This is a genomic window from Ferrovibrio sp. (assembly GCF_002796975.1).
Lineage (GTDB): Bacteria > Pseudomonadota > Alphaproteobacteria > Ferrovibrionales > Ferrovibrionaceae > Ferrovibrio.
In genome coordinates, this window is sequence record NZ_PEKV01000008.1 from 24,725 (window position 1) to 44,690 (window position 19,966).

Here is a 19,966-nt window from a genome sequence, read left to right on the forward strand (position 1 = left end):
GGCGCCCCGTTTCGATTCTATCTGCGTAAAACTCAGTAGCGGCGCAGCAGGCCGACCAGTCGGCCCTGCACCTTGACCCGGTCGGGGCCGAAGATGCGGGTTTCGTAAGCCGGGTTGGCGGCTTCAAGCGCCACCGAGTTGCCCTTGCGGCGCAGGCGCTTCAGCGTCACTTCCAGATCGTCGACCAGCGCCACCACGATGGTGCCGTTTTCGGCATTCTCGCTTTTCTGGATGATCACCGTGTCGCCATCCATGATGCCGGCATCGACCATCGAATCGCCAGCCACTTCCAGCGCATAGTGATCGCCGTTGCCCAGCAGGCCGATCGGCACGTCGATCTGCGTGCTCATGTCGCGCAGCGCCTCGATCGGCGTACCGGCGGCGATGCGGCCATACAGCGGCAGGGTGACGATGTCGCGCGCATTATAGGGGCTGACGCTGACCGGCGTGCCGGGCATCGGCGCATTCGGATTGCCCTCGACCACACGCGGCATCAGGCGGTTGCGCGGTGCCGAAGCCGGGCGATTGGCGTTGGCGCCGATGCCGCCGCGAACCGGCACAGCCGAATCGGGCAGGCGCAGCACTTCGAGTGCACGGGCGCGATGGGCGAGGCGGCGGATGAAGCCGCGCTCCTCCAGGCCAGTCACCAGCCGGTGAATACCGGACTTGGATTTCAGCTTCATCGCTTCCTTCATCTCTTCGAAGGACGGGGAAACGCCGGAATTCTCCAGCTTTTCATGAATGAAAATCAACAGGTCGTGCTGCTTGCGGGTCAGCATGGCAAGCCTCCTCGGGTCGGGTTCGCCAGCTATCGGTGCCGCGGAGGCGGCCCCGGCGCGCTGGACGGGGAACGAACAAGAAACCTGCAAATGTTCTAATGAAGTTCTCGATACGGGTCAAGTATTTTTCCACAGGCTAAGTCATATATCTTGTAGGAGGAACGAACGAAGTCTCCCAGATATTGAGGAATGGCGCAAAGCTTCGCTTCGCGGGTGCAAAAACCCACCCTGGCGTCACCCTTTACGGTGCTGGCCGTGCCGGTAAATATATGACCTACAAGAATAAGCCATTCCCGCCCGGAATGGCCTGGGGAGACGGCCGAGAACGGCCGGGCAGGGGGAAGATCATGGGCATCCGGCAGAAGCTGAATCTGGCCATTGGCGTATTGGCCGCACTCACACTGGTATCGAATGCGATTGGCGGCCTGTTCTTCGGCCGGGTGCAGGACAGTTACGCCGGTATCACCAGCACCAACCTGCCTGCCGTCATCACCGCACTGAACCTCGCCTCGACCAGCGCCGAACTCGCCGCCGGTGCTCCCGCACTGGCCAACGCCGCCAGCGATGCCGAGCGCGAAAAGGCGCTGAACGACCTGAAGACAAAGCAGCAGAAGCTGGCCCAGTCGGTCGAGACCGTGAAGGTCGCGGCGGGCGAGGAGAATGCCGAAGCGATTGCCGAGATCGAGAAGTCGGTGCAGTTGCTCAATACAATGGTGGCGCAGATCAATCGTTCGGTGAATGCGCGGCTGGGCTATCACCGTGACCGCGAAGAGATGCTGACCAAGCTCGGTGCCGATTACATCGCCTTCCAGGGGGTAATGCGCCCGGCGCTGGAGCGCGGTCTCGCCGAACTGAGTAAGCCCGATGCCAAGCCCGAAACCGCGACGGCTGCGCATGCGCTGATCTCGGCCGGCAATGCGGTGAGCCAGCTGGTAGCGACTCTTTCCGTCGCCTCGCAGGCGCCGAACAATGCCGAAGTCGACAAGCAGTTTGCCGAATTCGTCAAACTGAACAGCGCGGCACTGGAGCAGATCGAAACCGCTGGCCGGCAATTCGATGTGTCCGAACTGAAGAACGCCATTAATGTCGTGCTGGCCCATGGCCAGGGCACCGACAGCCTGTTCGGCAGCCGCCGCAATGAAATCCGTACCATTACCACGGCTGGCTTCGCCCTCAACAAGGCACGCGATGGCGCCACGGAACTGTCGGGCAAGGTGGATGCGCTGGTGGCGGCGGCGACGGAAGCAGCCGACAGGGCGGCCGCCAATGCGGCCGGCCAGTCCAGGACTGCACAGATCATGCTGGTGGTGATCACTGTGCTCTGCCTTGGCATTGCCGTACTGATCGGCGTGCTGTTCACCGGGCCGCAGATCGCTGCTCCCATCGTGCGGCTGACGACGGCAACGCGCCGGCTGGCCGAACGCGACTGGGCGGTGGATCTGACCGAGACCGGCCGCAGCGACGAGATCGGCGAGATGGCGCGCGCCGTCGAGGTGCTGAAGACCAGCGGCCAGCAGAATGAGACGTTGCAGCGCCAGGTCGAAAGCGATCGCGAAACCTTCGAGCAGGAACGCCAGGCACAGGAACAACTGCTGGAGCAGGCAATCGGCCAGATCGTATCGGCGGCCACTGCCGGCGACCTGACCCGCCGCATCGATGCCGATGCGCTGCAGGGCGTGATGCAGCGGCTGGGCGGCGGCGTGAACGAACTGCTCGGCACGGTCGAGCGCGCGCTGAACGATCTGGGCAGCATGCTGGGTGCATTGGCCCAGGGCGACCTGACACATCGCATCGGCGGCGGCCATCGCGGGTTGTTCGAACAACTGGCGCGCGATGCCAATACCCTGGCCGAGAAGCTGGCCGAAATCGTCGGCCGGCTTAGCCAGACGGCGGGCAACGTGCGCGATGCCTCGGCCGAGATTTCGGTCGGCAGCAACGATCTCGCCCAGCGTACCGAACAGCAGGCCGCCAGCCTGCAGCGCACGGCCGCGTCGATGGAAGAAATCACCGCCACGGTGCGCCACAATGCCGACAATGCGCGGCAGGCCAGTCAGCTTGCCGTCACCGCCCGCGACACGGCCGACAAGGGCGGCACCGTGGTCGGCCGTGCCGTCACGGCGATGGGTCAGATCGAGGAAAGCGCACGCAAGATCGTAGATATTGTCGGCCTGATCGACGAGATCGCGTTCCAGACCAACCTGCTCGCCCTGAATGCGTCAGTGGAAGCCGCGCGCGCCGGCGAGGCCGGCAAGGGCTTTGCCGTGGTGGCGCAGGAAGTGCGTGGGCTGGCGCAGCGCTCTGCCGAGGCGTCGAAGGAAATCAAGGGACTGATCTCGGCTTCGAACAGCCAGGTGCGCGACGGCGCCAAGCTGGTGAACGAAGCCGGCGGCAGCCTGACCGAGATCGTGGATGCCGTGAAACGTGTTGCCGGAATCATCGAGGAAATCTCGATTGCCAGCCAGGAACAGGCCTCTGGTCTCGACGAGATCAACGATGCCGTGACGCAGATGGACGAGATGACCCAGCGCAACGGTGCGCTGGTCGAAGAGACCACGGCCTCGGCACAGTCGCTGGCCGATCAGGCCAAGGATCTTGCCGCCTCGATCACCTTCTTTCGGCTCGATCAGGAAGTCGTGGCCGGGGAAGTCGAACCCAGGGCCGCGGAATAAACCGCCGCCACCTCGGGCGAGAAGCAGCAGAAAGTCACGCTGCGCGGCTGCATCTCGTGCGCCAGCCAGTTGCGCACCTCGCGGACGGCAATCGCCGTCGCCGGCTGCAGCGGATAGCCGTAGATGCCGGTCGAGATCGCTGGGAAGGCGATGCTCTCCAGGTCGCAGTCGCGCGCCAGTGTCAGGCTGCTGCGATAACAGCTGGCGAGCAGCTCAGCTTCGTTTGCACCGCCGCCGCGCCAGACCGGTCCCACCGTATGAATTACGTGACGGGCGGGCAGGCGGTATCCGCCGGTGATGCGCGCCTGGCCGGTGGGGCAGCCGCCGAGTGCGCGGCATTCCGCCAGCAATTCCGGTCCGGCCGCCCGATGAATGGCGCCATCCACGCCGCCGCCGCCCAGCAGGCTTTCATTCGCCGCGTTGACGATGGCGTCCAGCGCCAGGCGGGTGATGTCGTCGGTGACAATACTGACCAGTTGCATCACCGGAATTTAACATGCCCGCAGCGGCTTCGGGGCGCCTGTTTTTACACTTCGCTAACCATGCGAAACCAACAATCGCTGCAACGCAAAAGCGAGTCGGTCTTGCCGCCTCCGCGGATATCCTTTAACCGGGTCAGATGAGCGAACTTAAGCTGAAGCCGCGCCGTCCTGCGACGACCCAGTCCGCTGCCGGTGCCTATGGTGCCATGCAGGCGCGGGCAGTGCCGGGACAGCAGATGCCGCAGGCCACTGTTGCTGCGACGGCACCCCAGAAGCAGCGCGGCTTTTTCGCTGTGAATTGGCCTCTGATGACGGCTGCCGCAGCCTTGCTGGGTGGCGGTGTCGTGATGGGCATGGCAGTCGGCAATGCGCCGCGTCCGCAGCCTGCCGCCACCGTGGCGCTTGCCGCACCGGCGGCTCCTGCTCCCGCACAGGCGCCACTGCAGCAGCCTGCAAAAACTGCAGACGCTCCCGCCGTCTCGTCGCAGGGCTGGCGTCCGATTTCCGAACTGGCGAAGCGTGCAGTGGATGCGCCCATGCTCCAGCCGTCGCCCGAACCTGAACCTCTGCCGGTGGTCGATGTCGCGACGGTGCCGGCGAATCAGGTGCCGGACAGCGCGCCTGTCGCCGCCACACCTGAACCCGTGAAAGCCGAGCCGCCCAAGGCTGCCGCGCAGGCGGCTGTTCCCGCGCCACCGCGCAGCGCCGCATCGAACAAGCCGGTGCAGCTTGCTGCCGCGCCGATGGCGCCGCCGTCGTTCACTCGTCCTGCTACCGGTGATACCAATGGCCATGCCTGGCGCGCCCGCGCCGTACCGCCGCCGGCCAATGCCAAGCCGCCTTTTGTGGCGCTGCTGATCGACGATGCCGGCCTCGACCGCAAGGGCACACAGCGCGCTATCGCCCTGCCGGGTCCGGTGACGCTGTCGTTCATGAGTTACGCGAATGGGCTCTCCGAACAGTCGGCTGCGGCGCGTGCCGGCGGCCATGAGGTGATGCTGCATCTGCCGATGGAGCCGCTCAATGTCAAGCGCAACAATCCCGGCCCCAACGCGCTCTATGTGAATCTCGATGCGGCAGAACTGCAGAAACGGCTCGCCTGGCATCTCGATCGCTTCTCCGATTATGTCGGCGTGAACAACCATATGGGCAGCCGCTTCACTGCCGATGCCGCGCGCATGGGCCAGGTGCTGGATGAGATCAATCGCCGTCAGGTATTCTGGCTCGACAGCCTGTCCGGTCCGAATTCAGCCGGCCCCGCGCTGGCGCGCAAACGCGGCCTGGATGCGGCCGAACGCGATCTCTTCCTCGATGACGACCGCTCGCCCGGGATCGCTTACGAACTGGGGGCAATGGAACGTATCGCGCGCAGCCGCGGCGACGTGATCGCCATCGGCCATCCGCATGGCTCAACCCTGACCGCGCTTGAGAAGTGGATCGCAACCGCGCAGGAGCGTGGCTTCACGCTGGTGCCGGTCAGCACTGTCCTGCTGCGCCGCCAGCAGCAGGAGCGCTAGGCGAGATCAGCGGCGCGTGAAGCGGTAGGCGCGGGCCGGCGTGAAACGGCCGGCCTCGATGCGGATGGTGCCTTCGATCCGGTCCGCGAAATCGAACAGCCCGTCAGCGCAGGCTTGCAGATAGTCGTCCGAATGCTGGTAGCGGCCGGTTGGCGCCAGCGTGAAGCCGTGTTCGCCGGTTTCCACGGTGAACAGGAAGCTGCCGCCAGGCTTCAGGTGTTCGGCGACCCGGCGGAACAGGTCCGCCACATCCCCGATATAGATCAGCGTGTCGGCGGCGATCACCAGGTCGCGGCTGCCGGCGGGCAGGTCGCGCAGCACGGCATGGACTTCGCCATGGCGCAGTTCGGTATAGGCGCCGCGGCGCCGGGCCTGTTCCAGCATGCTGGTGGAGAGGTCGATGCCGTCGAGCCGCGCGGCATAGGACAGGAAGGGCAGGCCGCTCAGGCCGGTGCCGCAGCCAAGATCGAGGATGCTGTGGCTGCCATTGGCGGTCCAGCCGGCGCGGATCGCGAGACGATGCAGCATCGCCGGACCCTGGTAGCCGAGCCGGGTGAGATGCGCGTCGAAACCCTCGGCATAGGTGTTGAACAGCCAGGACACGTAGATGTCGGGGGCGCGGGACGAGGTATGCCCGCTGAGGGAGTCGAGCAGATGTGCCACGACGCCGCTCTGCGGCGAGAGTTCCTGGGCGCGGCGCAGGCTGGCCACTGCCGCCTCCGGCCGCTTGAGGTCGATCTGGCTCAGTGCCAGGCCCAGCCAGGACAGCGGCCGGGCCGGATCATGCGCCACAGCCTGGGCAAAATGCGTCTCCGCTTCGGCATGATGACCGGCGTCGCGGGCGTGAATGCCCCGCTGTTCCAGGCGGATGGCGTCGAAGCTGCGCTCGTGTTTCATACCTTCAGGCTATGAAACCGGCTGCATACTGACTACCCGGAAAATTTCAGAATTTTTCCCTTGTAGTTTACCGCCCGGTAACCATGCAGGTGCGCGCTCAGTCCTCGCCGCCCGTGGCGCGCTTCAGCCGCTCGGCATCGTAATTCTCGCCGATCGACATGGCGCAGATGCGCGAGATATGCACCAGCGGCAGGCCGCTTTCCTTCTGCCAGGCATTGAACTGCGCCTGCGCCTTTTTCAGATCGCCTTTCGCGGTGCCTTTTTCCGTGAGATCGACGCCGGCGTCGCGCAGGCACAGGATCACGTCGCGCGACAGGATGAAGCTGTCCTTGCCGAGGAAGCGGATCAGGTATTGGCCGCTGTTGCCGCCCAGCCGCGCCCCGCGCTTGGCCAGCAGATCCAGCAGGCCGATCTGTTCGGTACCGGGCCATGCCGCCAGCAGCTTGCCGAAGCTGCCATGCTCGGCTGCGATGTCCAGAATGAACTGGGCATTGTCGCGCACGCTGCGGATCTTCTGCGGATTGCGCACGATCCGTTTGTCAGATGCCAGTTTCTCCCAGAATTCGTCCGGTTTATGCACCAGCTTGCGCGGCTCGAACCCCAGGAAGGCGGCTTCGAAACCATCCCATTTGTTTTCGATTAAAGCGGGGTCGTCCCTACAACTTCCCCTATATCGGGCAAATTCAGCAATTTCAATAACATAACCTAATAACAAAGCTGAATTAACAAGCTCAAACAACTGAAATTAATTGCACAAATCCTGCACAGTATGCTAATATGTAGACTGTTGCACAAATCCTGCAACAAAGTCGTATAACAACAGGATATAAAGTATGGAGAACAACAAGATAACTTTGAGGGATGGCAACCTAGTGCTGCATAAGCGCGGCGGCGTCTGGCATTACCGGCTGCGGATTCCGGGAATGACTGGCTATGAGCGCCGTTCGACAAACGAGAAGCAGCAGGGCGATGCCGAGCGTAAGGCGCTCAATCGCTACGATGAGCTGCGGTACGAATATGTGCAGGGCAGGAATGCCCTGCCGCTGACGTTTATGCAGGTAGCAACTCGCTATCTCGCAGCGCAGGAGAAGATTGCCGAACTCGGTGGCATTAAGGACTCAAAGTTCAAGACGCACCGAACTGCAATCCACAATGCGCTGATACCGCATTTCGGACAGAAGCTAATCAACAAAATCACCGAAGCCGATATTGCACAGTTCGCTATATGGCGTGAGAACGGCGGCCGGGTAGATCCCGGTGAGCGTGCCAAGCAGCTCGGCTATTACTCTCATGCGACCCGCGCGCTAAAGCGACACGGCAAGGTGTCTGTAAACACGGTGAAGAACGAATTGTCCGTTCTCTCTGGCGTGTTCCAATGGGCAATCAACAACAACTTGATGAACCGCAAAGAGCGTCCCGAGATTTCTTACAGCAAGAAGTCTTACGAACGCAGGCCGGCATATGACCAGGACACATTACAGAAACTCCGGCAAGGCTCTTACAAGTGGGTAGAAGAAGCACGGCCCCAGATGCACTACGCGAGAATGCGTATTCGCATAATGACCGATGTTGCTGCCTATACCGGAATGCGCCCCGGTGAAATCAAAAACATGAAGTGGGGTTGGATCATCCTCAAAGGCAATCAGTACGAATTCTTGACGGATGGTAAAACCGGTAGGCGTCCTGTGCAGCCGTTGGAAGAAGCGGTTACTGCAATCATGGAGTGGCGCGAATACTGGCGCCAATACTATGGGCGCGATCCCAACCCGGATGAGTATGTGTTTGCCAATACCAAGGCATTCTCAAACATCAAGTCGGATACAGCCGGTTCCAAATTTATGAACCACGAAGGCATCTTTTTGCAGATGGCGCTGGCATGCGATTGCCGGTTCGATCCGTATGGCGACACATTCACCATGTACTCGCTGCGGCACTTCTTCATCACATACGCGCTTGAGCGTGGCGTCGATGTTTATCTCATCGAGCGCAACACGGGTACGTCTGTGGAAATGATCCGCAAGCATTATGACCATGCATCGCTAATGGCGCGTCGTGCAGAGCTGATGCAGGGCCATGAAACTTTCGATGATAAGTGGAAGAAGGTTGTTGAGTATGTGGCTAAGACGCCTGCTCAACCTGTACCGGATACGCAGATCATCGAATTTCCGAAACAGCAGAGGGGGTGAACCACAAAACAAAAGCCGTGCGTACCAACCAAACAACTCAACAGGAGAAACACATGAAAGTAATTTGTTTAGCAACCGTGATCGTACTGGCTTCCGCTGCGGTCCATGCAACGGAGAAGAAGGCAGGCGATCAGCCAACAGCATCAACAGAGCAAGCCAGCAGCCAGTCGGATGCTGTTAAGCCTCCAACCCGTGCGGTAACGGTTATGCCGTTGGAGCCGGTCAGCATCCATTCAACGGCGGGTGCGCCGAACAGCACAGGAGGGAAGGGCAAGATTCCGGTGGGGCCAGATGCCGACGCCCTGCAAAATAACGCGCAAGGCAAGTAAGAACAAAACGTGACCAAGACATAACAACAAAAGTCATTTAACTTGGGTGCTGCGATTTGCGGCACCCCTTCCTTGTCAGAGCGGCACGATGAGCGACGCTAAGAAACGATTAGATTTCATTGAACAAGAGATAGTGAAGTTAGCCGGCGAGTATGCGACCGACAAAGCCGCATTCATAAAGAAGCTGGGTAGGAATAGGCGGTATATGACCCTGTTCCCGTTTTTCTGCTCGTCACAAAAAGGCGGCATATACATTGTCCTGATCTATCCGGGACAACAGCGCACACAGCCAGGCGATATAATGCTGCACTTGGATAAGCGCGCGGCAGCAGAGCTTGGGCCGGGTTACGAGCAGAAAGCGGAAAAGCCTGTCGTCATGGAAATTGAGCAATACTTGGCGACTTTTCCGTTGGAGCAGTCATTTCAAATAGCGAACATCACCAGTGAAGGCAGCGAGGCCGAATATTGGCGGTTCCTAGATAGTCCGGCGACTTTAGATGCTCTGAATACGGATAAGCAGACTGCAATAAGCGGCGAAGCCATTGTTATTCTATAGGCGGATCATAAAACCGATATTCGTCAACTAATTTAAATAACAAAACTCAATAAGAAAACAGTAGACGCATTCCGAAGCTGTGGCACCATAAGGACATGAACAGCGCACAAGCTGCTCAACACGCCTTAGCAATCAAGCTAAAGCCACAACTTAGGAGACTCTAACAATGCGTTCTTATGTCCTCATCAACACCAAGTCCAACCATGTCTATGTCGGCACCACCGGCAAGGAATCGGTTAAAGCCGCTAGCGTTCTGAACAACGCTCGCAAGGGCAAGCTCGGCGCTGCGTTCAAGGAATCGGCTGTTGCCAACGACGATTTGCAGTCGTGGAAGGTCAAGTTTTCGACCACCAAGACCAAGCAGCAGCTTCTCGACATTTACGGCAGCACCAAGCCGTTCGTCGTCATGAACGTGACTTCGCCCCAGCGTCCTGTTCGCACTTCTGCCATTGTGCAGATCGACGGCGATGCTGAGTTCGACGCGATGCTCGCTGCGATGCAGCAGGCTGCCTAAGCAAGATGGGCGCAGTGTAAAAAGCTGCGCCCTACTTGTTTCCTTTATAGGCAACAACAATGGATAGAGATGAAATGATGCGGCAAAACATATCTGCACTGACAGGGCTACGAGTAACCTTGACTGCAGATAATGTATTCTTAGCGATGGTATGCGAAGGCCGGAAAAGTACAGTTCACAGTCAGTGGGATAGCGTTGATAGTTTTGAAGATAAGTTTTCAAGCATTTTCGACGCAATCAGTATATGGCAAATGCGCCCAGATGTAGACGCCGATAAATGGTTAGATGAACTGTTTAAGTGGTGTAACCGGAAGCTAATGGAGCGTGACTTTGATCTTGCCATTTACAATATCACATACTGTTATATGTGCATGGCGTTCGGGCGAATGATTACAGCCCGAGAAGCAATAGAAGTTCTCGAAGTGCATTCAGAATTCTATATGCAATAAAGTAGAAGGGCGGCAGCAATGTCGCCCTTTCTCATTAGTCATAATAGTAGTCGTTTTCCGACACCATATCGCGCAACCATTTCGGTTGATCCTGTAACACTTCGCGGATTTCAGCTTTCAGGTGTTGCAAGTCGTGCTGCAACTCCATTAGCGAACGCTTGCGCTTCTTGCTTCTGCCATAGTGGCTATCCCATTCGCCCAGGTCATGAAAGCGCAAGCCTATGGCAGCGCCCATAATCTGCTTCGTCATGTCGTAGCTGATCGGCTCTGACAAAGTATTGTCGGCAGGGATAACAAGCATGGCGTAATAGTCGCCGGCAACAAGGCGGACGGTAACAGCTCGCTTAGTAACGCCAAGCGTAATGACTGAATCCGATGCAGCAAGGCCGATAGAGCTGCAACGCAATGCGCTGTGTAAGAACGGCTCAATCAAGTCCAACGCAAAGCGAGACTTGGGAGCGGCAGACTTAACGAAGTCGTGAAGCGGCTTATAGCGAATGTCCCCCTCAAGCTGCTCAAGTAGCTTCTCAGTCGAGATAGACAGTCGCTTTAGCTTCGGAGCCGCACCGATATTCGGATACAGCGGTGCAAAGCCATCGGGCCAACGGAAGGTGTCAACGTCAAAGCGCACCTGTCCGGTTTTGTCATTGCTGCCATAGAGGTCCGTTGTGCTGCGCTTGTAAAAGCGGCTGTACTCAGCTTTCAGGTTATCCCTGAATTTATACAGGTCCATTGAAGCCCCCAAGTTAAGGCAGCGAGCATAACAAACCAAATAGCAGTTGAAAATAACAATATCAAAAGGTAAGGTATTTGCCTTAATGGAGGTTTCCAATGGCACTTGCTGACCTACTCGGGAAATACGAATCCGCTAAGCCGAAGAAGGCGACGCCGAAGGGTGTAGATCCCGTTTCCAAGTTCATAAAGGCGATAAACGAAAACCTGTTGAACTTGGAGAAGTATGCAGAAGGTAAGCCGCTGTCGGAAATGCCGCGCGGCACGTTGTTCTATGAACAGGACGGCAAGCTCTGCACCTACATTAAGCATGCTCGGAAGATGATAAACCTTCGCGGCGTTTCCAACCCTATGGCTGTTGGCACTGTTGCAAACTGCAAGAAGGTCTACGAAGCCTTGATGCGCGATGCCGACGAGCACCGCGAAGATATGAAGTACGAGCTGGTGAAGGAAATCTATCGCTGCGCCAATGAAGCCAGTAAGCAGCTAAAGGGCGGCGGCCGGAAGAAAAAGTAAGATACCCCGGTAGGTCAATTTAGAAAAATCGGGTAGTACCCCGGGTTCAATTTGGAGCCGCAACAAGCTGTTGCCGATACGCTTGTGCTTGCAGCGCAACGATCCACAGCTAGCGCCGAATAGTGTGGATCAATCCCCGCAACATAGTTACCCGACCATACAAGCCCCATAGGGGCCTGTAGAGCGTGCCGGGTATGTTTGCGCTACCCATGTAGCTGCTATGGGGTTGGACCTACCTAGAATGGGGCCTGTCGACCCCGCTCAAGCTGATAGCTAGCTGCTTATGCGCTGTAGGATTCCGGGCAAGGCGATAGGGGCAGTGCTGCCCCTATTGCTTTACTCAGTTACTGCGCTGCTTGCTGCGTACCGAAAACCTCCTTGCAAGCTCTGTCCACCATCTCCGCGCACACAATATCGTCCAGGGTTTCCAGTACCGCATCGCGTGCTGCTGCTTCGCTCCACCCCGCGTTACGCATAACAGCGAGGTGCCGGAGTAGTTGGCGATACTCCCGCATGCTGCTTACTTCTTCTTCTTGCTGTCACCCCCAGCCGCAGCAGCCGGCTTCTTGCCGCGCGTTGCGGAGTCCTTGGTGTGCGCGTCCGTGATCTGCTTGTCGATCTCGCCGGCGCGGACAGCTTCCACGAGGTTGTTGAGCGCGGGGAGGAATGCGTCCTTAGCTGCGCCAACCCGGCCGCCGAGGTCGATTTCGGTCCGGCCCATCTTCGGAGCCAGGTAGAACATGCCCGCGACGTTGTAGTACCACGGGGACACCTTCTGCTCCTTGGTGCCGCCGCCCTTCTTGTTGCGGATGCGCTTGTACTCGGGCTTGCTCTCGATGATGAGCGCCGAGAACATTTTGCCCTGTTCTTCCAGCTTCTCGATGAGCTGCTTGCGGTGCAGCGCAATGCCTTCCAGCTTGCCCTTCAGTTCCTGAGGGGCGTTCTTCACGATATTGAGCTTGCTGAGAAACGTCATTTGGTAGCCTTTCCGTTTTGTTTAAGCGTTGCGTTAAGGCTGCTGAGAAGTTAGCCGCGGCTGATCGCAAGATTGACTATGCGAAAAGAAAAGCGGCCCGTGCAGAAAGAAGCCACGCTAAGAAACAAAGCATAATGCAGCGACAGCAGGAGTTAATCGTAAGGCTAAGAGAAAAGGTACTTCGAGATATTGAAATATCCGAACGCCGGATAAACGGAATGCCTCCGAAAGTCAAAAAAGAGAAACTTCCAAAACCAATCAAGCAGGGTGAATCGAAACGCCTAGCAGTTTTACGCAATGTGGTAGTGGCGTTTGATCCCGATCCATTGGGAATGGGCCGCCGCGTATCACATGCCAGCTTTGGGTTTGGAATTGTCGCCGACGTTGGACCCAGGGGGCTTACTATTGATTTCGAGGGTGTGGGGCAGAAGCGCATTATGCCTTCATTCGTTCAGCCGGCGCCGCTGTAGTTATTGCTCTACGCAAATCGCATTTTAAATAATATCGCGGTCGTCTTATCGCTTATCGGATAGACGGCAACTGCCTTCTTGTTTACGTGTATCTCTAAAACTGGATGGTCTCCTAGGCCGCCGTACTCTTTGAAGAACTCGGAAATCTCATCCTGATAAACGAAGTGCGTGAAGATAGGTATTGCAATCTTCGTATTGTCGCTCATGACTGCCTCAATTTGAACAGATGAGCATCATCCTTATCTCGAAACGCAACGCCGCCTGGGTGATACTTCAAACCATTGTTGTCTGCAATTCCTCTCCAGCATTCCACAAGCCTGTAGATTTCTGCGAAATCCCGCTCGGTAAAATTATTGAGCTTGCAGTAATACCAAGTCTCACCGTCGATAATCACTGTTGGAATGTCGGTCACTCACTTCACCTTATCCTTTATCCACTGATATGTAGTCAGACTGGCGGCTAATAACAAAAATCCAGCAAAAAATAATACAAAAAAGCCAAAGACAAAAAGTCCGTATCCAATAGTTGCACCGAGTCCAAATATTATACTTTCTAGAAATCCCACTCACTCCACCTTATCCTTTATCTCTAATAGTAATCGTTCTATGCGGTTGATCTGCTCTAACACTGGGGCCAGGTCTAATTGTGTCACTGTGCGAAAGTTTTGTTCGTTCTTTACGACTGGTAATAATATCTTCGGCGGCAATGGAGGATTATTAATGTCGTATATTGCGAATGGGCTGATCTCAGCGAACAATTCGTCTAGTGGTGTTTTGCTCATACTGCATCCCCAGCCATTCGGTAAAAGGGACTCAGCGTTTCTATATCCAACCGTGCCGACAGTAACTTGTTGTCGGTTGCCTTCTTAAAGAGTGCGATGAGTGCATAGCGAAGTAGGGTGCGTTCAAATAGATCTTGCTCCATATAGAACCGCGCTTGTGTTTGCTTTATCTCCAAGTACGCTTCTGCTGTTTCTTGCTCTGAATTATTCGTCGTTTTTGCTTTGCTCATTGCGCACCACCATTTCTATTGGCAGCCAAATACTGCACAGCGGCGACAATCAAGTTGATAGCTGTTCTTATGCTTTCTCGCTCATCCAATTTTCGCAGTGCATTAATAACGCTGTTTAACTCTGCGTCACTTTGTATGCTGTCCGCGTACACGCGATCAGCAAGGTTTTTGTTCTCATTCTTTGTCTCAGAATTATCGTAGTCGCTGAGATAGTCCATTGCTTCTTTGAACCAATCCAGTTCTTTAGATTCTTCTTTCTTAAATCGTTTGAATAAATCCATGTACTTCTCCTAATATCTAAATATGCGGTCGCACTCCGCCTATCGCATTATTCGAGTGCGTTCCGTTGCTGTTAAAATTTCTGGATATCGAAAATAGACTTAGGCTTCTCGGCGACCTTACAATATTGACAGCATATTTATTTATGCCGTGCCGATTGCAGCGCCGTCGCAACGAGCAGCAAAAAAAGTACAGGCCTGTACTTTTTGTGAGCCGAGCGAGCCGTATAAATAGACGAGTAGGTTCAAGTTTACTCAAGTTTGCGGCTGGCAGTGGAGCCATAAGTGTTGACAGCGAATGTTTGTGTTGTCGGCCGCAATACTAGATCGAAAGTGGGTAGGTGGGGATGCCTGCCGGTCCCGTAAATGGGGGACTACATACTGCTCACTTTCAGCAATAAGTGATGTGACGCTGACATCTACAACACCTGTAACACTAAGCGTTGCATCACTTCCCACTCTGCAGGTCGTTGTATCAGCAGGCGGAAATACCAGAAGATTGCAGGCAAATGCCGCAAGTAGATCGAGGCAGCAGTGAGCATACGCAGTGATGCTATGCGCCTTCCACGTAGGTTTTTAAATCTGCTGTCTCACCGATCGACACCAAAGGCACGCCGTAAGGCAGCTCAGGTATAAATAGTTTTAGAGGTTGCGCCCTCGAAAACGAATTTCGATGCAATAACTAGATACTAAATTTTGGTTCCGGATAAAGGCTGCGCAAAGTCCCGGTTATCAATCCCGATAGTGAGTTATTGCACTATCGGGATTTCTTCATATCCGCTTCGGTATGGCGCAATACGCGCAAAGGCTAGCGGAGGCCGACAAGGTGGGGAGTAGGTAGGCACTACCGAAAGTACCTGGACCCGAAAGGGCCAAATGCAAAAGGATCAAGCGGCAAACGCGCGCCATCCGATTGCAGCAAAGGCCGGCTCTGTTTGAGATTACATCCGGCAGCCATCCGAAGCTCATCATTTAGGGGTTAGGGTGGTTCCGCTAGTGCGCGCAAGCGCAGCAACCGTGCGGCATGTAGGTGGTACAGGCTAACCGCCACCCGGCTTTAACAAGCGCATGCTGACAAATGATGGTGAGTATTCCATGCCATGATAAAATGTTGTTCCCCCGTGGTGGGGGGACAACCATGTGTGGTTCATAAGCCCGTCCATGATGAAAAAGAAATCCATTAATAAAGACATTCATTCATACAAACCCGAGCAATCCGAAAGAAAATAATCCGTCACTTGCGATAAGCGCGAACGCTAGTGAGTGCATGAGCATGGGACAGCCGAACGCAGTGCGGCTAATAGATAGTAATTGGCTCTTTGTGATAACAATGGCATCTTACGCCCGGACCAAGCGCATGGGGGAAATATGCTGCGGCTGGCATTCATCGGACTTCTGCTCGGCATCACCGGACAGGCAATCGCCCAGGACAAAGGCGATTCCGTACTCATGTATGTCTCGGGTCTTGATCTGAAAACCCAATGTGAGAAGAACCGGCAATTCTGTTACGGCTATACTGCCGCGATGACCGACACCATACTTGTGCTTGATGTACTTGATCGAGGCCCAAAGATTTGCATGCCGCAAGGCGTACAGCTAGAGCAAGTCGTGTTGGTAATCACGAAGTACCTCAACGACAACCCGGATAAACTGCACATCATCGGATCAACCCTTGCATCCCGCGCCATAGTAGACGCATTCCCGTGCAAGCGGTGAGGGGCGCGCTATGAGCAAGAAGCCAGAGCCGGAATCCAACACAATCATCCATATTGTATTTGCGGTGTTCGTGCTGTTCGTGACAGCCGCCGCAGCATTGAACGAGTGGCCCGCATATCAGCAAGCCATCGGCACAATGTTTGCGGGACTTGCTGCTTTGTCAGCGGCGATCATCGCCTATATCGGTGTAACGTCGAAAACCCGACTAGACAGGCAGCTAGCAGACGAGAAAGAACGCTATGAGTGGCGCAATGCCCATATGTACGCAGACCGCATTTGCTTCCTCATTACCTTTTATTCGATCCAGCTACATGGTCGCTTAAAGAATGCCAAGTCAGCAGCGCATGCACTCTCTGCGCTAAATGATAACCCAGTGTTTCCAGAGGAACGCATGGAGCGCCTATGGGAGAGACTAGGGCAGTATGATGCTGACTTGCGTTACGAGCTTAGCGCCTGCACGCATTTCCTCGACAAGCTGCGCCGCTCCTACGAAACCGCAATACCAGAGCTGATAGCGCAGAACTTTGAGGAAGAACCTACTCCGAAAGGCATTCTGCCCGGCATCGTATATATGGGCGATAAAAAACCTAAGGTGCGCTCGGTAGCCGAAATCCTCAAACCAATCAAATCCGATATTAAGCAAGCATTCCGCCACGCCATCGTCGCGCAAACATTGTCCCAACGGCGTATTGGCAATGAACACGCCTTATCATCGGATGAACGCGACGAGATTATCCAGACCCATCCAATATCGGCGGCGATGGATTAGTCGAGTAGCTTCCGCTGTGCAGCAGCACGAACTAGCTGCTCATCCGACACAAAGCCATGTTCTTCGCACTTGAATATCTGCCGCTTCATAGTGTCAGTGGCAGTGAACGACACAATTTTCTCGCACTTGGGGCAAACATAATCCTCGTCTCGTAGCTTCTTTGCCATTTCCGTATTCCTGACATGGTAAGAGGCCGCATAATCGCCGGCCCCTTACACTAATGCTAGCGGGTTTTGACGACAGTAAGCTGATACTGCATCCCGCCAGGAATATTCACATAGGCACCGTAACTGCGTTCCGGCGTGAATGTCTCGGTGTAGCTGACTGCACTGCATCCCAATGCGTTGAACAAATCGGCCAGCACTTGCTCCATGCCGGCTTCGGAATCAGCGGATAGTAAGTCAGCGACGTTGAACTCCAGCATAAACGTTGGTTTCTTAGGTTCGCTCATAAGTAGCTCCATAGCATGTTGCGTACAGCAACAAGCGATAAAGCCAGTACAAACAAAATCCAATAACAAAGGCGTATAACAAGCGTGGGTAATGCGTTTGCGGAGCGGAGAGTAGACGACCACAGATTTTGAAGGCGGCAAGACGACAAGTGACGACGAAAGCTGACGACGATACTTGATGACGACAAGTGATGACCGTATTTAGATTTCAGCCTGGCCCCTGTGCCGAAGCCATTTTGTGGGGCACCCCTTGGTTCTAGCGCCCCTACAGTCCGCATTAGGCTGCCGCACAGCGCATCCATTGAACCAGCTACCCAGCAGCAGCTACACGCTTGGACAGCGTTCTACGGGGTTCTAATAGCCCCGCAACAATCTTACCCAATCATGCTAGTAGGGTCCAAGACACCAGTTGGGTTGCTCGTCTAGCGTTATGCAGCGTTGTTGCAGCGCACAGATACGGTTTTCTTGCACAAGATGTTGTCTACAACCTCATACCACGCTGTTTGAGCGATTGTTCTTTGGTATCAAGGAATGCGGATTGGATAACCCACATTATGTAACCTTTGACGTGTACTCTGCGCGGATCAGTTGCTTTGCTGTTGTCTTTTGAACACGGTTATTCAAAACCGTTATTTTGCATTGCAGTTCGGTTCACCTTTTCCTTGCAATTAACCGGGAAAGTGGTGGGTGAAGCGTGGGAGGTAGCGTAGCTACAAGATCTAGCCGCATGCCGCGCTGGGGCCGGGTGGTGTACTGGTTGATTCTTATTAATATTAATATCAAGCCAAGCGGTCAGCTCGCATGTCGTCAATGCCAGTGCAGTTAGGTCGCATGTCGTCATAGGGTCAGCTCGCATTGCGAAGCGTGGAAGTCATTAGGTAGCTGCATTGCGAAGTATCAAAGCCAGTAGGGCGGTTCGCATGTCGTCGGCTCGATCAAACTCATGTCATCGGGGTTGCAGTGCGTACATAAGAATGGAGCCGGGCTCATTCCCGACTCCACTCCAACTGCTTGTGTATGAAGCCCGTGGGTAACGGGCATTGTTATTTATCGTCCGAACATATCCATCGGATGCCACGCCTTTCCCTTCATCTGCTCTTTGCCGACAGGCGTTAGACGCTGATTAGGCGCTAGCTCGATCTTCCTATACAGGGCTTCGTTCCAGTTCATGCTGTTCACTAGGTACTTGCAGGCTTCCATAGCGTCCAAATGCCCTACAGCGTCGTTTCTCACATAATCGTTGCGGCTCTTGTTCCATACACCTGTCTCTAGCTGGAATCTTAACTGCTTGCATTCTGGCACTATCAGCAGCTTGTGCAGTCCCAAGTAGACTTTGAGGTTGTTAAGCGAGGCATGCTTATCTTTCTTATGAGCCTTTGCGATCTTGATGCCATACGACAGGAATAGTTCTTCAAGCAATCTCGGGTCGTTATCCGAATACATAGCCCAGGTATCGTTAGCGGCACTTGGATGCTTTGCTAGGAAGTCTTTTTGTAGTTCTCCGATCTTCTCGCCAATGGTTGTAGTGATTGCGTTCTTTAATACTGCTTCATGCGTGATTACGACTGTACCTGTGGACCAATCATAGCCACCTACGACTATTGCAGTGTTGTCGTTGAAGCCAATGTCCATGCCAAGTAGGGGCCGGAAACGATCTGGGAAGCCTTTCCATGTCGATAGCAGTTCATCGTTCTTTACTGCGTTCCATTCGCTTACAACCTTCGTGTTCTCGTTAGCTATCGTGTAGTCGGCTAGGTACTCACGCTTGTAGCCCGGGCTATTCTCGCCATCTGGGAAGCTCTTGATTACTGATTCGATAAACTGCGGCGAGGTTCTTGGGTTGTCCTTGTATGTTGCGTGATGGTAGTAGCCGCCGGCTATACCCTCAGCGATGTATTTGGCTGTGAACGCATGTCCTGGGCTATCCGGTGGGGTAGAGATCAGGAATAGCTTGCCGTTGGTAGTCGAAAACATCGGTCTTATGTTGGAGTCGATGATGTATTCGAGATTTGGCATGTCTCGACACTCATCAAGCACTGCAATATGTGCTGATCCGCCTCGAACACCGACACCATCGTTCATATTCAAGCCGATTAGGCGGAACTCGGACCCATTCTTAAAGGTCCAAGTGTCGTAGGCTTTCTTTGGTGCTAAATCTTTCGGGAAATACCGCAGTATCTTGTTGATGTTGTCTTTGACGATGATTTTGACTTGCTCCTTAGTGGGAGCTGCATAGTAGATTTTGCTGCCGGGGTGCCTGAGACAGTAAATCAAGCACAGCAACACCATTAGGAAGCTCTTGCCGAACTGCCTTGATATGTTGAGTACATGCGTGAGGCTGTTAGATGACTGTAGGGCGTCGTAGAGCTTTAGCTGTCCCGGATGCAGGAGCCAGGTAAACTCCCCGCGTCGTATAAGTTCGCCCGCTATTAGTCGCTTTTCGTCGGTGAGGTTTTCGTCTGCGCCGTTGCGCCAGAGTTCGAGAGCCGTTCCATAAGGACTGCTGTACTCTGGTTCTGTATTGGGTTCGCCGGTTCCTCTTTCTGTTGCAATGTGATCTTCCATAAGTCCTTTAGGAAGGCCAAATGGGCTGGCTTAAGCTCCATTGGGTCTTCGCGTAGTATGTAATCTAAGACCTGCTCAACAGCGGTCTTAACGTCGTCGCGTAT

General features: G+C 55.2%; 23 protein-coding genes. 11 read left to right on the plus strand and 12 right to left on the minus strand.

Annotated elements, in window-relative coordinates; all coding sequences use genetic code 11:
- Positions 1-32 precede the first annotated feature (32 nt).
- Positions 33-779 (minus strand): transcriptional repressor LexA, encoded by a 747-nt coding sequence (gene lexA / locus CTR53_RS10325; protein WP_290812456.1) that lies wholly within the window; start codon positions 777-779, stop codon positions 33-35.
- A gap of 347 nt (positions 780-1,126) precedes the next feature.
- On the opposite strand from lexA, the gene CTR53_RS10330 reads away from it, so the two are divergent.
- Positions 1,127-3,448: a methyl-accepting chemotaxis protein gene (locus CTR53_RS10330; RefSeq protein ID WP_290812459.1), complete on the plus strand. Its 2,322-nt coding sequence runs from the start codon at positions 1,127-1,129 to the stop codon at positions 3,446-3,448.
- On the opposite strand, the gene CTR53_RS10335 is transcribed toward CTR53_RS10330, so the two are convergent.
- On the minus strand, positions 3,403-3,930 hold the full coding sequence (locus CTR53_RS10335) for an O-acetyl-ADP-ribose deacetylase (protein WP_290812461.1): 528 nt from the start codon (positions 3,928-3,930) through the stop codon (positions 3,403-3,405). The two genes, CTR53_RS10330 and CTR53_RS10335, sit on opposite strands and share 46 nt — an antisense overlap.
- A 137-nt stretch (positions 3,931-4,067) precedes the next feature.
- Here CTR53_RS10335 and CTR53_RS10340 point away from each other — a divergent pair, with 137 nt between their 5' ends.
- Positions 4,068-5,447, plus strand: a complete 1,380-nt coding sequence (locus tag CTR53_RS10340; RefSeq protein WP_290812464.1) for a divergent polysaccharide deacetylase family protein — start codon at positions 4,068-4,070, stop codon at positions 5,445-5,447.
- A gap of 6 nt (positions 5,448-5,453) precedes the next feature.
- On the opposite strand, the gene CTR53_RS10345 is transcribed toward CTR53_RS10340, so the two are convergent.
- Complete coding sequence (locus CTR53_RS10345) at positions 5,454-6,344, minus strand: methyltransferase domain-containing protein (protein ID WP_290812467.1); 891 nt, start codon at positions 6,342-6,344, stop codon at positions 5,454-5,456.
- Positions 6,345-6,441: 97 nt separating this feature from the next.
- Positions 6,442-7,083: a DNA-3-methyladenine glycosylase I gene (locus CTR53_RS10350; RefSeq protein ID WP_367158964.1), complete on the minus strand. Its 642-nt coding sequence runs from the start codon at positions 7,081-7,083 to the stop codon at positions 6,442-6,444.
- A 94-nt stretch (positions 7,084-7,177) separates the two neighbouring features.
- Here CTR53_RS10350 and CTR53_RS10355 point away from each other — a divergent pair, with 94 nt between their 5' ends.
- The 5 genes from CTR53_RS10355 (at position 7,178) to CTR53_RS10375 (ending at position 10,378) form a co-directional block, all read left to right on the plus strand.
- A complete protein-coding gene (locus CTR53_RS10355; RefSeq protein WP_290812473.1) occupies positions 7,178-8,530 on the plus strand; it encodes a tyrosine-type recombinase/integrase in 1,353 nt (450 codons plus the stop codon).
- On the plus strand, positions 8,527-8,859 hold the full coding sequence (locus tag CTR53_RS10360) for a hypothetical protein (RefSeq protein WP_290812476.1): 333 nt from the start codon (positions 8,527-8,529) through the stop codon (positions 8,857-8,859). The genes CTR53_RS10355 and CTR53_RS10360 overlap by 4 nt, the downstream gene beginning before the upstream one ends.
- A gap of 88 nt (positions 8,860-8,947) precedes the next feature.
- Positions 8,948-9,415, plus strand: a complete 468-nt coding sequence (locus CTR53_RS10365) for a hypothetical protein (protein ID WP_290812479.1) — start codon at positions 8,948-8,950, stop codon at positions 9,413-9,415.
- A 166-nt stretch (positions 9,416-9,581) separates the two neighbouring features.
- Entirely contained in the window at positions 9,582-9,929 is a 348-nt protein-coding gene (locus CTR53_RS10370; protein ID WP_290812482.1) for a hypothetical protein, read from the plus strand.
- A 59-nt stretch (positions 9,930-9,988) separates the two neighbouring features.
- A complete protein-coding gene (locus CTR53_RS10375) occupies positions 9,989-10,378 on the plus strand; it encodes a hypothetical protein (RefSeq protein ID WP_290812485.1) in 390 nt (129 codons plus the stop codon).
- A gap of 34 nt (positions 10,379-10,412) precedes the next feature.
- Here CTR53_RS10375 and CTR53_RS10380 read toward each other — a convergent pair whose 3' ends face one another.
- Complete coding sequence (locus CTR53_RS10380) at positions 10,413-11,210, minus strand: hypothetical protein (RefSeq protein ID WP_290812488.1); 798 nt, start codon at positions 11,208-11,210, stop codon at positions 10,413-10,415.
- Between CTR53_RS10380 and CTR53_RS10385 the strand changes: the two genes are divergently transcribed.
- The gene (locus CTR53_RS10385; RefSeq protein ID WP_290812491.1) at positions 11,210-11,626 is read left to right on the plus strand and encodes a hypothetical protein; all 417 of its coding nucleotides are present in this window, start codon (positions 11,210-11,212) and stop codon (positions 11,624-11,626) included. The two genes, CTR53_RS10380 and CTR53_RS10385, sit on opposite strands and share 1 nt — an antisense overlap.
- Positions 11,627-12,146: 520 nt before the next feature.
- Here CTR53_RS10385 and CTR53_RS10390 read toward each other — a convergent pair.
- Entirely contained in the window at positions 12,147-12,602 is a 456-nt protein-coding gene (locus CTR53_RS10390) for a hypothetical protein (protein WP_290812493.1), read from the minus strand.
- A 134-nt stretch (positions 12,603-12,736) separates the two neighbouring features.
- Between CTR53_RS10390 and CTR53_RS10395 the strand changes: the two genes are divergently transcribed.
- Entirely contained in the window at positions 12,737-13,072 is a 336-nt protein-coding gene (locus tag CTR53_RS10395) for a hypothetical protein (RefSeq protein WP_290812496.1), read from the plus strand.
- Positions 13,073-13,080: 8 nt separating this feature from the next.
- On the opposite strand, the gene CTR53_RS10400 is transcribed toward CTR53_RS10395, so the two are convergent.
- The 4 genes from CTR53_RS10400 to CTR53_RS10415 all read right to left on the minus strand — a co-directional run bounded on the left by CTR53_RS10400 (position 13,081) and on the right by CTR53_RS10415 (position 14,364).
- Entirely contained in the window at positions 13,081-13,278 is a 198-nt protein-coding gene (locus CTR53_RS10400; protein ID WP_290812499.1) for a hypothetical protein, read from the minus strand.
- On the minus strand, positions 13,275-13,484 hold the full coding sequence (locus tag CTR53_RS10405) for a hypothetical protein (RefSeq protein WP_290812502.1): 210 nt from the start codon (positions 13,482-13,484) through the stop codon (positions 13,275-13,277). The genes CTR53_RS10400 and CTR53_RS10405 overlap by 4 nt, the downstream gene beginning before the upstream one ends.
- Positions 13,485-13,849: 365 nt before the next feature.
- The gene (locus tag CTR53_RS10410) at positions 13,850-14,083 is read right to left on the minus strand and encodes a hypothetical protein (RefSeq protein ID WP_290812505.1); all 234 of its coding nucleotides are present in this window, start codon (positions 14,081-14,083) and stop codon (positions 13,850-13,852) included.
- Entirely contained in the window at positions 14,080-14,364 is a 285-nt protein-coding gene (locus CTR53_RS10415; RefSeq protein WP_290812509.1) for a hypothetical protein, read from the minus strand. Before CTR53_RS10415 ends, CTR53_RS10410 begins: the two co-directional genes overlap by 4 nt.
- A 1,365-nt stretch (positions 14,365-15,729) precedes the next feature.
- Between CTR53_RS10415 and CTR53_RS10420 the strand changes: the two genes are divergently transcribed.
- Both CTR53_RS10420 and CTR53_RS10425 read left to right on the plus strand, forming a co-directional pair.
- Complete coding sequence (locus CTR53_RS10420) at positions 15,730-16,077, plus strand: Rap1a/Tai family immunity protein (RefSeq protein ID WP_290812513.1); 348 nt, start codon at positions 15,730-15,732, stop codon at positions 16,075-16,077.
- Between the two features lie 10 nt (positions 16,078-16,087).
- Positions 16,088-16,846 carry a hypothetical protein gene (locus tag CTR53_RS10425; protein ID WP_290812516.1) on the plus strand — a complete coding sequence of 253 codons (759 nt, stop codon included), beginning with the start codon at positions 16,088-16,090 and terminating at the stop codon, positions 16,844-16,846.
- Between the two features lie 223 nt (positions 16,847-17,069).
- Here CTR53_RS10425 and CTR53_RS10430 read toward each other — a convergent pair whose 3' ends face one another.
- A complete protein-coding gene (locus CTR53_RS10430; protein ID WP_290812519.1) occupies positions 17,070-17,297 on the minus strand; it encodes a hypothetical protein in 228 nt (75 codons plus the stop codon).
- A 1,047-nt stretch (positions 17,298-18,344) separates the two neighbouring features.
- Positions 18,345-19,862: a terminase family protein gene (locus tag CTR53_RS10435; RefSeq protein WP_290812522.1), complete on the minus strand. Its 1,518-nt coding sequence runs from the start codon at positions 19,860-19,862 to the stop codon at positions 18,345-18,347.
- Positions 19,863-19,966: the final 104 nt, after the last annotated feature.